This window comes from Duganella sp. CT11-25 (assembly GCF_047302815.1).
Taxonomy (GTDB): domain Bacteria; phylum Pseudomonadota; class Gammaproteobacteria; order Burkholderiales; family Burkholderiaceae_D; genus Rugamonas.
This window is the reverse complement of sequence record NZ_JBKBFD010000001.1, coordinates 1020525-1034261: the sequence shown is the minus strand read 5'-3', so window position 1 is coordinate 1034261 and position 13737 is coordinate 1020525. Positions and strand designations below refer to the sequence as shown.

The 13737-nt window shown below is 63.9% G+C and carries 11 protein-coding genes; 9 read left to right on the top strand and 2 right to left on the bottom strand.

Translation table 11 applies throughout. The features are described 5' to 3' along the window. Positions 1 to 34 precede the first annotated feature (34 nt). Both ACEN9F_RS04040 and ACEN9F_RS04035 read right to left on the bottom strand, forming a co-directional pair. Complete coding sequence (locus ACEN9F_RS04040) at positions 35 to 1279, bottom strand: sialidase family protein (protein WP_413418072.1); 1245 nt, start codon at positions 1277 to 1279, stop codon at positions 35 to 37. A 32-nt stretch (positions 1280 to 1311) separates the two neighbouring features. After that, entirely contained in the window at positions 1312 to 2340 is a 1029-nt protein-coding gene (locus ACEN9F_RS04035) for a galactose-1-epimerase (RefSeq protein ID WP_413418070.1), read from the bottom strand. A 170-nt stretch (positions 2341 to 2510) separates the two neighbouring features. Between ACEN9F_RS04035 and ACEN9F_RS04030 the strand changes: the two genes are divergently transcribed. The 9 genes from ACEN9F_RS04030 (at position 2511) to ACEN9F_RS03990 (ending at position 13729) form a co-directional block, all read left to right on the top strand. Beyond that, a complete protein-coding gene (locus ACEN9F_RS04030; protein ID WP_413418068.1) occupies positions 2511 to 3479 on the top strand; it encodes an ArsR/SmtB family transcription factor in 969 nt (322 codons plus the stop codon). 302 nt (positions 3480 to 3781) lie between these two features. After that, on the top strand, positions 3782 to 6511 hold the full coding sequence (locus ACEN9F_RS04025; RefSeq protein ID WP_413418066.1) for a TonB-dependent receptor: 2730 nt from the start codon (positions 3782 to 3784) through the stop codon (positions 6509 to 6511). 99 nt (positions 6512 to 6610) lie between these two features. Continuing rightward, on the top strand, positions 6611 to 8134 hold the full coding sequence (locus ACEN9F_RS04020; protein WP_413418064.1) for an RICIN domain-containing protein: 1524 nt from the start codon (positions 6611 to 6613) through the stop codon (positions 8132 to 8134). Between the two features lie 85 nt (positions 8135 to 8219). Next, positions 8220 to 9173, top strand: a complete 954-nt coding sequence (locus ACEN9F_RS04015; protein WP_413418062.1) for an ornithine cyclodeaminase family protein — start codon at positions 8220 to 8222, stop codon at positions 9171 to 9173. A gap of 230 nt (positions 9174 to 9403) precedes the next feature. Further along, positions 9404 to 10168, top strand: coding sequence for a hypothetical protein (locus ACEN9F_RS04010; RefSeq protein ID WP_413418060.1), 765 nt, complete (start codon positions 9404 to 9406; stop codon positions 10166 to 10168). Positions 10169 to 10290: 122 nt separating this feature from the next. Next, complete coding sequence (locus ACEN9F_RS04005; RefSeq protein ID WP_413418058.1) at positions 10291 to 10869, top strand: DUF4255 domain-containing protein; 579 nt, start codon at positions 10291 to 10293, stop codon at positions 10867 to 10869. A gap of 3 nt (positions 10870 to 10872) precedes the next feature. Next, on the top strand, positions 10873 to 11673 hold the full coding sequence (locus ACEN9F_RS04000) for a hypothetical protein (RefSeq protein WP_413418056.1): 801 nt from the start codon (positions 10873 to 10875) through the stop codon (positions 11671 to 11673). Positions 11674 to 11690: 17 nt separating this feature from the next. Continuing rightward, positions 11691 to 13217 carry a phage tail sheath family protein gene (locus ACEN9F_RS03995; RefSeq protein WP_413418054.1) on the top strand — a complete coding sequence of 509 codons (1527 nt, stop codon included), beginning with the start codon at positions 11691 to 11693 and terminating at the stop codon, positions 13215 to 13217. Positions 13218 to 13312: 95 nt separating this feature from the next. After that, positions 13313 to 13729: a phage tail protein gene (locus ACEN9F_RS03990; protein WP_413418052.1), complete on the top strand. Its 417-nt coding sequence runs from the start codon at positions 13313 to 13315 to the stop codon at positions 13727 to 13729. Positions 13730 to 13737: the final 8 nt, after the last annotated feature.

Sequence of the window (13737 nt, the reverse complement as noted above, 5' to 3'; positions counted from 1 at the left end):
GTAAATCTTTCGTAGTCAGGGTGAGGGAGTTCTATCAAGGCGCCAGCGCGGCGCTGCCGAAACGGGTGCGGCAGCTCTGGTCCTCGCCACCGTCGCTTTGCAGCATGAACAGCGTCTTGCCGTCGGTCGAGGGCAGCAGCGGGCTGGAATAGTGCTGGCACCAGTTGGTCTTGAGCGGCGGCGACGTCAGCGCCAGCGGCGTGGGCGCGATTTTCCACGGGCCGCTGCCGTCGGCGGTGGTGTTGGTGAACATGACCTTGCCGTTGCCGCTGGCGTCGGGCACGCCGTTCTTGTCGACCAGGATCTGGCCGACGGCGATCAGCATGCCGTTGGGCTGGCCGGCCACCGGCGCCCAGGCAAAGGTCGGCGCATGGCGGAAGAACTGGCCGCTGGCGGTCTCCAGGCGGAAGCCGGGATCGTTGGCCGCACCCCAATTGAGGCCATCGGCCGAGCGCTTGGCGCGCAGCGCGCAATCGAGCGGGCCGCCGTAGCAGTTCTCGAAGGTCATCAGGTAGGCGCCCGACGGCAGCTTGCGTACCACCGGCATGCCCGGGCGGGCGTTGGGATCGTCGCCGGCGACGATGGTCTTGGGCGCGCTCCACGTCACGCCGTCGCGGCTGGTGACCAGCACCAGGACCTGCGAGTGGCCGTCCAGGGTCTCGTCGGAGTAGTAGCACACCAGCTCTCCGCTGGCGGCGATGGCGAACTCGGGTTCCCAGATGCCGGAAGGCCGCTGCATGGTCTTGGGGATGCGGCCCTGGCCGCACAGCGACAGGTAGCTCCAGCTGGCGCCGCCGTCCGCGCTCTGGTAGATGCGGTTCTCCATGGCCGTGCCGCTGCGCTCAGCGCCCACCGAGGTCGAATACAGCAGTGTGCCGGCCGGCAGCGCGCCGATCTTCGCCGGCAGTTCGTATATCGTGCCGCAGCACTGGCCTTTCTTGAACTCGGGATCGGCGATGGCGCCGATGCGGCTGAAGCTCTTGCCGTCGTCGCTGCTGGCGTAGATGCCGCCCACCGGTTGGCCGTTCTCGGTGGACGAGATGCTGGCCACCAGCCGGCCGTTGAGCGCTGGATTCTGGTGGTGGCTCTGGCGCACCACGCGCGGATAGGTACCGAAAATATCGGCCAGCAGCGTGCCGCGCGGCGCACCGCTTGCCGCAGGCGGCGGGGTAGTAGCGACGGGGGCGGCGGCGATGGCGCTGCTGCCGCCGCAGGCGCTGAGGACCAGGCCTGCGCATAGCAGGGCGGTGGCGGCGAGGGCGCCGGTGTGGGTGGTCATGCTTGTCTCCTTGTTGTTTGACCGGTCTTTTCTCAGGCGTGGGCCTGGAAAGCCAGTTCTATAAAGTGGTGCATGGGATTCCCTGGCCGCAGTATGCACGAGGGCTGCGGCCAGTCGGGCCGGTTGGGACTGTCCGGCAAAAACTCCGGTTCCAGCGCGAAACCGGCAAAAGCGGGGTAGGGCATGCCATCGCGGTCATGCAGCGTGTGCAGATGGCGGCCGTCGTAAAACTGCAACGCGGGCAGGCTGGTGCTGATGACCATGCTCAGCTTGCGGTCCGAGGACTGCAGCACGGCGGCGGGCGTGGCGCCGCCGGCGCAGGCGGGCGAGAGCAGCCATGCATGGTCGAAGCCGGGCGGATAGCCGCCGGCCACCACCGCCGCCAGCGCGGCCCGCACCGTGCGGTCGATCTGGAAGTCGTAGCCGCCGTGCCGCACCGGCGCCAGCGCCGCCTGCGGGATCAGCGCGCTGTCCACCGGCAGGTAGGATTGCGACTGGATCCGCAGGCTGTGGCCGCGGGCATCGCCATGGCGGGCGTCCAGATTAAAATAGGCGTGATTGCTCAGGCTGACCGGGCAGGGCGCGTTGCAACTGGCGCGCAGGTCCATCCGCAGTACGCCCTGCGCGCTCAGGCTGTAGGTCACGCTGGCCAGCACTTCGCCGGGGAAGCCCTGGTCGCCGTCCGGCGACAGCAGGCTCAGTCGCGCGGTGGCGGGGCCGGCATGCTCGATGGCCCAGCGGCGGCGGTGAAAGCCGTCCGCCCCTCCATGCAGCTGATTGCCGTTCTCGTTGGCCAGCAGTTGGTGGCGCCGGCCCTCCAGTTCGAACGCAGCGCCGGCGATGCGGTTGGCGTAACGGCCGACGATGGCGCCCGCATAGCCGCGCGCCGGATCGGCGTCCAGCGCGGCCGGATGGCCCAGCAGCGTCTCGCGGCGGCTGCCGTCCGGCATCGGGACTTTGCACGACAGCAGCGTGGCGCCGATATCCATCACGGTGACGCGATGGCCGGCGCCGCTGTCGAGCGTCAGGTAGCGCGGCGATGTCTGTACGGAATCGGTCATTTGATAGTCACGAAAATTCTTGTTGGATTAATTATCGCAATATTTCTCATTAGTGACAAGAAAGTTTGTTAGATATTTTGCCTCACTGGCATTTTCGCGACGAGGTATCATGCGGGAACGGTCGCGTGCCACAGCGAACCAACAAATTAATTCATAGGAATGGGTGCTACATGGATGCTGGAAATCGGGCCTTGCTGGTCGAGGGGGATGCGGTCTTGCCGCTGGTGAAAGCGCTGTCGTCGGAAACGCGGCAAGCGATGCTGGCCTTGCTGACCCATAAAGTGCTGAACCTGTCGGAGCTGGCCGCGACCATGAACCTGCCGCATTCGACGGTCAGCTTCAACGTCAACCAGCTGGAGGCGGTCGGCCTGGTGGTGGTCGAGACCGAACCCGGCACACGCGGCATCCAGAAGCTGTGCTCCAAGCGCTACGACGAAGTGCGCATCCGCCTGCCCGGCGCGGCGGTCGAGGCGGAACAGAATACCGTCACCATCAGCATGCCGATCGGCAGCTACCGCAGCGTCGAGGCCAGCCCCACCTGCGGCCTGGTCAGCGAGACCAAGATCATCGGCATGCTGGACGATCCGCGCTCCTTCTTCGAACCGGAGCATGTCAACGCCCAGTTGCTGTGGTTCGGCGCGGGCCATGTGGAATATGCCTTCCCTAATAATGTGCCGTACGGCGCGGTGACCACCGACCTGTCGCTGTCGATGGAGCTGTGCTCGGAAGCGCCCAACTACAACCCGGACTGGCCGTCCGACATCACGCTGTGGATCAACGATGTGGAGATCGGCACCTGGACCTCGCCCGGCGATTTCGGCGGCAAGCCGGCGCTGCTGACGCCGTCGTGGTGGCAGATCGAAGGCACCACCTACGGTGTGCTCAAACAGTGGAGCGTCAGCGAGCGCGGCGCGATGATCGACGGCGTCTCGCTGGGCGCCACCTCGATCGCCGACCTCAACCTGGCGCAGGCCAACCACATCCGCGTGCGCATCGGCATCAAGGAAGATGCGCGCAACAAGGGCGGCCTGAACCTGTTCGGGCGCAAGTTCGGCAACTACCCGCAGGACATCGTGATGCGGCTCGGATTCGAGTTTCCGGCCGGCGCGCCCATCCCTCCAGCCGGGACTTTGGGCTGAACCGTGACGTTTATCCAACAACTTTAGTTGTTGCTTAAGGGCGAAGTGGGGCGAATTCCATGATATTTCGCTATTTGTCGCAAATATTGTTGATATAAAACTGAAATCCATTCACTATTGCATCGTTACTTGGGGCAAATTACCACTTAGTCGCAAAGATTTTTGGGGTAGTGCCCGCCCATAACGAATATAAAGCGATGACGCGCCATGCCAGTCAGTACGGCATCCGGTATCGGTAGCTCACCAGGGCATACCGGATCAGCAGGGACGCAGTCATCCGATCCGATAGTGGAGACATAGACATGCAAGAGTTCAAAAGGACACCGATAGCGGCGGCGTTGTTGAGCGTATTGGCCGGCGCGCCGGCGCTGGCGCAGGAGTTGCCCGCGGAGGGCGTCACGGTAGTGGTATCCGGCATCCGCCAAAGCGTGCGCAAGGCCGAGGACATCAAGCGCAGCGCCGACCAGGTGGTCGATTCGATCAACGCCGAAGACATCGGCAAATTCCCGGATCGTTCGGTGGGCGAAGCGCTGCAACGCATTCCCGGCGTGCAGGTCGGCCGCACGGCCAGTGAAGTCAACAGCGTGCTGATCCGCGGCCTGCCCGACCTGGCCACCACCATCAACGGCAACGAGATCTTCACCGGCGACGGTCGCCGCCTGTCCTACCAGGACTTGCGCATCGAAGGCGTGGCCGGGCTGGACGTGTTCAAATCGTCGACGCCGAACCAGCAGGAGGGCGGCATCGCCGGCCTGATGGACGTCCGCCTGCGCAAGCCGTTCGACTTCAAGGGCCTGAGCGCATCGGGCTTCATCGACGGCGTCAACATCCACCCGCGCGGCACCAGCGCCAAGTCGTACACCGATCCGTCGCTGGGCGGCTTGATCTCCAACCGCTGGAAGACCGAGCACGGCGACGTCGGCGTGCTGCTGGACGGTACTTATGTGAAAGACCGTTTTGTCAATCCGGTGCAGTGGTTCGCCGAACCGGGCGGTCCCGGCCTGTGGGCGGTGCGCGCCGACGGCACGGCCTACCGCAACGATCCGGGCAACCCGAACCTGGCGGCCGAACAGGCCAAGGGCGGCGCCACCACGGCGGCCATCATGCCGTTCCCCGGCGGCGTGTATAACTCCGGCGAGCGCGAACGCCAGCAACTGCACGGCGCGTTGCAATGGAAGCCGAACGACAAGCTGGAACTCGACAGCCAGTTTATCTACATGGGCTACCGCAGCCGCAGCGCGGAAGACTACCTGTTCGGCGTGGCGCGCGACGGCAACACGGCCGTCAATGTCAAGGTCGCGCCGGACGGCGCCTACTGCAACACCAGCCGCGGCCGCGCCTGCCCGATCATCTCGGCCGACGTGCTGCCGGACGCCGACGGCGTGGCGCCATACACGGCCACCAGCACCCAGGCGCATCAGCAGAAGACCGACACCGGCTACGGCAGCTTCGGCGCCAAATACAAGGACGGCGCCTGGCAGGCCAGCACCGACCTGGCGTTCACGTATTCGAAGTTCACCGACGACCGCATCATCGTCGACCAGAGCGTGCCGTTCGCCACGCTGCACGTGGTCGGCCTCGACGGCGACGGTCACGGCGGCTTCAGCGGTTCGACGCCTGGCAACGCCAAGGCGCTCAGCGATCCAAACGCCTATGCGCTGCGCGGCTTCTTCCAGTCGTGGGGAGAGAGCAGCGGCCGCCAGGTGCAATGGCGCAATGACCTGAGCTACAAGCTGGGGCAGGGCTTCATCAGCAAGCTGTCCGGCGGTCTGCGCCTGTCGTCGCGCGACGCCGAATTCCACGGCGCGGAAGGTGGAGCCGATACGCCGGGCGGCGCGCGGCCGGTGCCGGTCAGCGTGTTCGGCCCGTCGTTCAACGATGTGGTGCCCGGTGTCGAACGCCTGGGTGGCAGCTTCGCCACGCCGTCGACCGACTTCCTGCTGGATAACCGCAGCCAGGTCCGCAAGTACTACGGCCTGCCGGAAGGCCGCCTGCCGGACGATCCCAACCGCCTGTTCAAGCAGACCGAGAAGAACATCAGCGCCTACGGCATGGCCAACTACGGCTTCGATGTCGGCAGCGTCGGCGTGTCCGGCCTGGCGGGCGTGCGCGTGAGCCGTCTGCAGCGCGACTTGAGCGGCAACAACCGCATCGGCGACACCATCAGCAACATCGATATCAGCACCTCGCATACCGATGTGCTGCCTAGCGTCAGCGCCAAGGTGGATTGGGCCGAGAACTGGATGTCGCACGTCGGCTGGGGCAAGACCGTCACGCGTCCCGACTTCGCTTCGCTGAATCCTGCGCTGTCGCTGACGCCGCCGTCGATCAACCGTCCGGGCTATGGCACTGCCGGCAATCCGGAGCTGAAGCCGGTCGAATCGAAATCCTTCGACATCACGCTGGAGCGCTACTTCGAGAAAGACGGTTATGTTTCGGTGGCCTTCTTCGACCGCCGCATCGACGGCTATCTGCAACCGTTCTCGCAGGTGGAAAACATCAACGGCCTGCCGTACACGGTGACCCGTCCGCAGAACGCCGGCAAGGGCAAGCTGCACGGCTACGAGCTGTCGGCGCAGAAGTTCCTGGACTTCCTGCCGGGCGCGCTGTCCGGACTGGGCGTGCAGGCCAACTACACCTGGATCACCGGCACCACCGAGAGCGCCAACACGCTCAACGGCAGCGACTTCACGGTGACACCGCTGGTCAACGTCGCCAAGAAGAACGCCAACCTGGCGCTGATCTACGAGAAGTACGGCTTCAACGGCCGCCTGGCCTATACCCGCCGCGACAGCTATGTCGAATCGTTGAACAACGGCGGCATCCAGCTGCCGCCGACCAACGTGGTGCGTCCGCGCGAGCAGCTCGACCTGTCGATCGGCTACGAGATCAACAAGCATGTCTCGGTGCAGTTCAATGCCTGGAACCTGCTGCACTCGGCCTATGAAAGCTATAGCGGCTACGAGCAGTTCCCGCGCGACATCCGCTACGACCCGGCGGTGTATTCGCTGGGCCTGCGCTTTAAGTTGTAACCCGGTTGTAAACCCCTCGTTTCACCCTTTCCAGTGTTGTACCTTCGCAGGGAGCTTGCTCCCTGCTTTTTTTGCATTCAAAAAAATGGAGACACGCATATGAAGACCCGCATTTTCGCTATGCTGCTGGCGATGTTCTGCTGGCTGGACGCCAACGCCGCCGTCACGCTGGGCAACCAGGCCTCGTACTATCCGCGCATGATACGGCTGGCCTCCAACGGTGCGGCCAACAACCGCCTGATCGCCAGCTTCGATTACGGCAATACCCAGAGCACGATCTGGGAGAGCAACAACAACGGCGCCAGCTGGAGCCAGATCGCCACCATGAACCTGCCGGAGCCCGGCCATTGCTGCAGCGGCCTGTATGAAGTGCCGCAAGCCTTGGGCGGCACGCCGAAGGGCGCGCTGCTGTGGACCACGTCCACCACCAACGGCAGCGCCCACGCCATCAAGATCTACCGCAGCACCGACCAGGGCCACACCTGGAGCCTGCTGTCGACCCCCGTCACCGGGGGCACCGGCGTGTGGGAGGGCGAGTTCGCCATCGACAGCAGCGGGCGGCTGGTGCTGTACTACTCCAGCGAGGAGTACAAGGGCAGCGGCTATAACCAGCTGATCGCGCATCGCATCTCCACCGACGGCGGCGTAACCTGGAGCGGCGATACCATCGACGTCGGCGTCAGCGACGGCAACGTGCAGCGTCCCGGCATGCCGCTGGTGGCGCGCCTGCCCAACGGCAGCTACGTGATGACGTACGAGGTGTGCGGCGCGTCCAACTGCGAAGCCTTCATCCGCACCTCGGCCAACGGCGTGGGCTGGGGCACGGCATCCAACATGGGCACGCGCATCGAGTCCACCTCCGGCAACCACTTCCGCCATACGCCGACGATACGCTGGTACAACGATGGCAGCGCCAACGGCCGCCTGCTGGTGACCGGTGAAGTATTGCGCCGCAATAGCGACGACGCCATCGCCGCCGGCAACGGCCAGACCTTCATGTACAACACCAACAACGGCAGCGGCTTGTGGACCGAGGGCGCGACGCCGCTGGCGGCCGTCACCACCGGCGGCAGCGATGTCTGCAACGGCTACAGCACGCAGCTGCTGCCGTCCGCCGACGGCACGCAATTGTATGAGCTGGTCAATGTCGGCTGCTCGATCAAGTTCGCCACGGGACCGATGGACAATCCCGTCGCCAGCGGCGTCTATACGCTGATCTCGAAAAACAGCGGCCTGGCGCTCGACGTCAGCGCCTGCTCCAACACGGCCGGCGCCAACGTGCAGCAGTGGACCCCGAACGGCGCCAACTGCCAGCGCTGGAATATGCAGAACAAGGGCAACGGCGACTATGTGCTGACGGCGATGAGCAGCGGCCTGGCGCTCGATGTCGACGCCTGCTCGACCGCCAACGGCGGCAACGTGCAGCAATGGACGCCGAACGGCGCCGCCTGCCAGGCCTGGCGCGCGGAGCCTGTGGGCGAGGGCTACTTCCGGCTGGTGTCGAAAAACAGCGGCCTGGTGCTGGACGTCGACGCCTGTTCGACCACCGCCGGCGCCAACGTGCAGCAGTGGCAGTGGCTGGGCGGCGATTGCCAGCGCTGGCGCCTGCAGCCGTCGCCATAGGCCTTGACCCTTAACGCTTCGCCGTCGCCGAATATCCGGGATAATGCATCGAACATTCGCAGATGGTTGATTTCGAGAGGGAACCGTGAAAATAATCGAAGCAGGGCAGGTTGAACTGGCGCTGGATTTCCCCGGCCTGATCGACGCGCTGGAGCAGGGCTTTCGCGGCGACTACGGCATGCCGCCGCGCCAGGTGTTTCAACTGGCCGGCGCTGGATCGGCGTCGCATGACGGTTTCGCGCTGTTGCCGGCGTGGAACGACACGCTGATCGGCGTGAAGGCCTTCACCTATTTTCCGGATAATGAGGCGGCCGGCTTTGCGTCGCTGTACTCCAAGATCCTGCTGTTCGACCGCCGCCACGGCGTGCCGCTGGCGCTGGTCGATGGCACGGCCGTCACCTATTGGCGCACGGCGGCCGTCTCGGCGCTGGCCGCGCGCCACCTGTCCCGCCCGGACTCGTCGGATCTCTTGTTGCTGGGCAGCGGACGGCTGGCGCCGTTCCTGGTCGCCGCCCACCTCGCGGTGCGCGACCTGAAACGCATCCGCCTGTGGGGGCGCGACGGCGCCAAGGTGGCCGCCTTGCAGGCACGCTTGCAGGTCGCCCATCCCGGCGTCGAGTTTGTTTTTGTCCAGGACGTCGCATCCGGCGCCGCCACGGCCGACATCATCGTCAGCGCGACCGGCGCCGCCACGCCGCTGCTCCAGGGCGCCTGGATTTCGCCTGGCTGCCATGTCGACCTGCTGGGCAATCACAGCCCCGACCGGCGCGAATGCGACAGCGCCCTCATCGTTAACAGCAAGGTCTATGTCGATAGCATGGACAATGTACTGCGCGAAGCGGGCGAGCTGCTGATCCCGATAGCGGAAGGCGTCTTCAGCGCCAGTGCCATCGCCGGCGAGCTGAAGGATATTTGCCGGGCCGGCGCGGCCGGTCGCGCTCCCGGTCAAACCACCGTGTTCAAATCGGTTGGAACGGCCTTGAGCGATTTGATCGCGGCGCAATTAGTGCTGGAACGTCTGGCTATTTTGTCACCTTAAATTGCATAAAGGTAATTTTTCGCGGCCGCTGTCCGGCTGGAATTTGTTACATCCAATATGTAAGCTAGTTTAATTGCGAAATTCTTTTTTGTTAAAAAACAACAACTTGTGTAAAAAGAAGGTTTCCAGCAGGAAGAATTTTAGTGCCTCGTATAGAGTGTTTCCCAATAAGTCATGTTTTGCGAATGACAATCTACTAGGGGAACATCATCAAACATCCGACACTGTCTTTGATTGCCTCGACACCCAAACCGCCGCGCGAGCCGGCGCCGCAGCCGGACTTGGAGGTCCGCGCCGCGTTGCGAAAAATCCTGTCGAGCAGACAATTCTCCAAGGCCCACCGCTGCACCGCGCTGCTCAGCTATTTGGTCGACCGGGTATTGTGCCGGGAACCATCGGCGCCGCCGCCCGAGCATGAAATCGGTGTCGCCGTGTTCGGCCGCGACCGCATGTCCTACTACACCGGCGACGATCCCATCGTCCGCGTCCAGGCCGGGCGCCTGCGCCAGCGGCTGGCCACGTATTACGCCAACGAAGGCAGCGCCGATCCGCTGCGCATCACCATCCCGCTGGGAAGCTATCAACCGCGCGTCGAGCGTCTGGCGGCCGCGCCGCTGCGGCCGGCGGCGGCCAGTCCGGTCCTGTTGTTCCGGCCGCTGACCTGCCTGAGTCCGGACATGCCGGCCCAGTCCTTCACGCTGGGGCTGAACGACGAGCTGGGGTTCCGGCTGTACCGCGAACTGTCGGCCTACCGCCTGGCCGCCGCCGAGGTCGCGGCGCCGGGCGCCATCGGCGCCGCCGGCACCCATGTCCTCGAAGGGACGGTGCGCCAGGATACCGCCCGCGTCAGGGTGTCGCTGCACTTGCGCCACGCGACCGAGGAAACCGTGCTCTGGTACGAACAGTTCGACAGCGCCGGCGACGGTTCGATCGCGGCCCAGGAGCAGATGGCGGAGCGCTGCGTGCAAGCGCTGCAGCGGAATATGCCGACGTAACGGCCATGTAACACGCTTGCGTGTAACGGTAATGACACTTCCAGGCCGCCTGTCCAGCACGCTATGGTTAGAGACGTGGTAGGTAGAGCAACTGAAATAGCAACTCAATCGGAGAGAGACACATGATCAACGCAGCACTCAGTCATCTGGCCTCTTCGTTGAATCAGCAATTCAAGAGCAATTTCCAACTGATCGAGGATGTGGTGATGGTGTCCAGCCTGATGGAGCTGGATGGCAGCGTGACTCCCAACGCCAACAACAAAGTGGTCCTGACGCTCGTGAACGTTGAAAAAGATACGATGCCGCGCCAGCCGTCCGGCGGCGGCCGCAGCATGAGCGACCGCCTGCTGCAGTACAACGCCCCCTTGTACCTGAACCTGTACGTGATGATGTCGGCCAATTTCGGCGCCGGCAACTACAGCGAAGCGCTCAAGTACATTTCACAGGCCATCGCCTTTTTCCAGCAGCGTCCGGTGTTTGACCAGCACAACAGCCCCGGCCTGGACCGCCGCATCGAGCGTCTGGTGCTGGACATCGAAAACCTGCCGATTCCCGACCTGAACAATCTGTGGAGCCTGCTGGGCGGCCGCTACCTGCCGTCGCTGTTCTACAAGGTGCGCATGATCACCGTCGACGCCAACGCGATTGCCGGCCAGCTGCCGGTGATCACCGACGTCGAGCCGGCGGCGGCCAGGAGCTAGCCGATGGCGCGCTACCAGCACATGTTTTCGGTCACCGTCACGCACGAGTACCACGCGGACCAGCCGGTGCCGGACCTGCGCTTCGTGCCGTCGGCGCCGACCGCCGCGCTGATGGAGCGCGAGGAGATGCTGCTGCGGACCACTGCCGCCGGCATGGAGCTGTGGCAGGCGGCGCCGCGGCCGGAGCGGCCCGGACCGCCGGCCGGTCTGCTGCACCTGCTGCGCTTCGAAGTGATGTCGGCCGACCCGATGCTGCGCTTCTACACCGAATGGCCGCTGACGGCGCCGCTGCGCTTCAGCAACCGCTATCCGGGCGCGGACGGCACCGAGCCGCGCCTGCGGCCGGCGCGCTGGGCGCGCCGCGTGCCCAACGCCGGCATGGTCAACCAGTTGAAGCAGCCGCTGTTCCGCGTCGACATCGCGTTCCGGCCGGCGCCGCAGGCGGCGCCGCCGCAGTGGCAGGTGGCGCTGGCGTCGCGCAAGCTGCACTGGAAATACTATTTTTCGGGCGCGCTGGCGTCCCGGCAATTGAACATCGTCGATCTCGACGCCGCCGATAGCGCGCCGGGCATCAGTTTCGCGCCGGCGCTGCCGGCTGCGATCGAGGGCGGTAGTGCGTATCTGTCGGCGCTGGCGCTGCCGATACAAAAAATCCCGCAGCAACGCCTGCAGTTGCGGGAGGTGGGAGCGGCGGGGAAAGTGCTCATCAGGCGGTTGCCCAATGCCAGCGTTGAAAAAATGGGCAAGCAGCGAGGTCCCAACGGCCAGTCTTTGATCGTTGCGGAAATTTACATTCATCAATAATTTTCAAAGGAAGACGTATGGCTAGCGCGTATAAAACCCCTGGTGTCTATATCGTTGAAAAAAATGCGTTTCCGAACTCGGTGGTGGAAGTCGCTACCGCGGTTCCCGCGTTCATCGGTCACACCAAGATCTCCGACAACAAGGGCAGTCCGCTGAAAAACAAACCTTGGCGCATCACCTCCTTGTCGGAATTCGTCAACTATTTCGGCGGTCCGCCGGAAGACAAGTTCGAGTTCGACAAGAACGCCGACGTGAATGTCGAGAACGACTTCAAGAGCGCCGGCGAAGGCTATGTGCTCAAGCGTAAGAACGCCAAGCCGGACACCTTCCGCTACTACCTGTACTACAGCATGGAGCTGTTCTTCCAGAACGGCGGCGGCCCGTGCTACATCGTCTCGATCGGCGGCTACGGCGACACCGGCCCGGACAAGCCGGCGCTGGAGCACGGCATCGACCTGCTGCTCAAGGAGCAGGAACCGACCATCGTGGTGATCCCGGACGCCATGGCGCTGCCGCAGGACGACGCCATCGCGCTGCAGCAGGCCGCGCTCAAGCATTGCGGTTTCCAGACCAAGAACCGCTTCGCCATCCTCGACATCACCGACGGCTACCGCGAGCAGACCGACAAGGCCGGCAATTGCGTGGCGAACTTCCGCGGCGACCTGGGGATCAACTTCCTCAACTATTCGGCCGCCTACTATCCGTGGCTGAACACCTCGATCGTGCAGACCACCGACCTCGGCTTCGCCAGCTTCGTCGACCTGACCAAGGTCAAGGACCTGCTGCTGGGCGAAGCCGGCGGCGAGGCTGCGCCGCAGGACCTGAAGGACATCCTGGGCCAGGTCGGCGACGACAAGCGCGATCCGAAAGCCAAGACCTATCTGTCGGACGACGAGCTGCACAAGATCCTGTTCGCGATCAGCCCGACCTACGCCAACATCCTGCTGGCCATCAAGCGCAAGCTGAACCTGCTGCCGCCGGGCGCCGCCATGGCCGGCGTCTACACGCTGGTCGACAACGCGCGCGGCGTGTGGAAGGCGCCCGCCAACGTCAGCCTGGCCTCGGTGGTGTCGCCGGCGGTCAACATCACCCACGACGAGCAGGAAAACCTGAACGTCACCACCGCCGGCAAGTCGATCAACGCGATCCGCTCCTTCATCGGCGAGGGCACGCTGGTGTGGGGCGCCCGCACCCTGGACGGCAACAGCCTGGACTGGCGCTACATCAATGTGCGCCGCACCATGATCATGATCGAGGAATCGCTGCGCCTGGCGACCAAGGCCTATGTGTTCGAGCCCAACGTCAGCGGCACCTGGGTCACCATCAAGGGCATGGCCAGCAACTTCCTGACCAGCGTGTGGAAGCGCGGCGGCCTGGCCGGCGCCAGCCCGGAAGATGCGTTCAGCGTCAGCGTCGGCCTCGGCGAGACCATGACGCCCGAAGACATCCTCGAAGGCATACTGCGCGTGACCATCCTGGTCGCGATCAGCCGTCCGGCAGAGTTCATCGAGATCACCTTCCAGCAGCAGATGCAAAAATCCTGAGCCGTTGCGTTAACGATCTAAATCACTATCCAAACTAAATAAAGAGGTGTGTTATGGCAGACGATGGAGCAAGTCAATCAACCAGTGTATGGCCTATGCCGAAATTCTATTTCCGCGTGAAATGGGATTCGAACGAGTTGGCCTTCCAGGAAGTGTCGGGTCTGGACATCCAGTCCGAAGAGATCAAGTACCGCCACGGCAACAGCCCGGTATTTTCCGTGATCAAGATGCCGGGCATGAAAAAGTACGGCAACATCACCATGAAGAAGGGCGTGTTCAAGGGCGATAACAAGTTCTGGGACTGGCTCAACCAGATCAAGCTGAACACCATCAAGCGCGTGCCGGTGATCATCAGCCTGCTGGACGAGGCCGGCAACGACACGATGATCTGGACCCTGACCAATGCCTGGCCGACCAAGATCTCCAGCACCGACCTGAAGTCCGAAGGCAACGAGGTGGCGATCGAATCCATCGAGATCGTCCACGAGGGCTTGACGATCGAGGCGAAGTAGTCCTAGCC

Excerpts from the sequence above, each read along its gene's own strand:
- ACEN9F_RS04035 (WP_413418070.1), bottom strand. The coding sequence starts at position 2,340 with ATGACCGATTCCGTACAGACATCGCCGCGCTACCTGACGCTCGACAGC.
- ACEN9F_RS03995 (WP_413418054.1), top strand. The coding sequence starts at position 11,691 with ATGGCTAGCGCGTATAAAACCCCTGGTGTCTATATCGTTGAAAAAAAT.
- ACEN9F_RS04030 (WP_413418068.1), top strand. The coding sequence starts at position 2,511 with ATGGATGCTGGAAATCGGGCCTTGCTGGTCGAGGGGGATGCGGTCTTG.
- ACEN9F_RS04020 (WP_413418064.1), top strand. The coding sequence starts at position 6,611 with ATGAAGACCCGCATTTTCGCTATGCTGCTGGCGATGTTCTGCTGGCTG.
- ACEN9F_RS04005 (WP_413418058.1), top strand. The coding sequence starts at position 10,291 with ATGATCAACGCAGCACTCAGTCATCTGGCCTCTTCGTTGAATCAGCAA.
- ACEN9F_RS03990 (WP_413418052.1), top strand. The coding sequence starts at position 13,313 with ATGCCGAAATTCTATTTCCGCGTGAAATGGGATTCGAACGAGTTGGCC.
- ACEN9F_RS04000 (WP_413418056.1), top strand. The coding sequence starts at position 10,873 with ATGGCGCGCTACCAGCACATGTTTTCGGTCACCGTCACGCACGAGTAC.
- ACEN9F_RS04025 (WP_413418066.1), top strand. The coding sequence starts at position 3,782 with ATGCAAGAGTTCAAAAGGACACCGATAGCGGCGGCGTTGTTGAGCGTA.
- ACEN9F_RS04040 (WP_413418072.1), bottom strand. The coding sequence starts at position 1,279 with ATGACCACCCACACCGGCGCCCTCGCCGCCACCGCCCTGCTATGCGCA.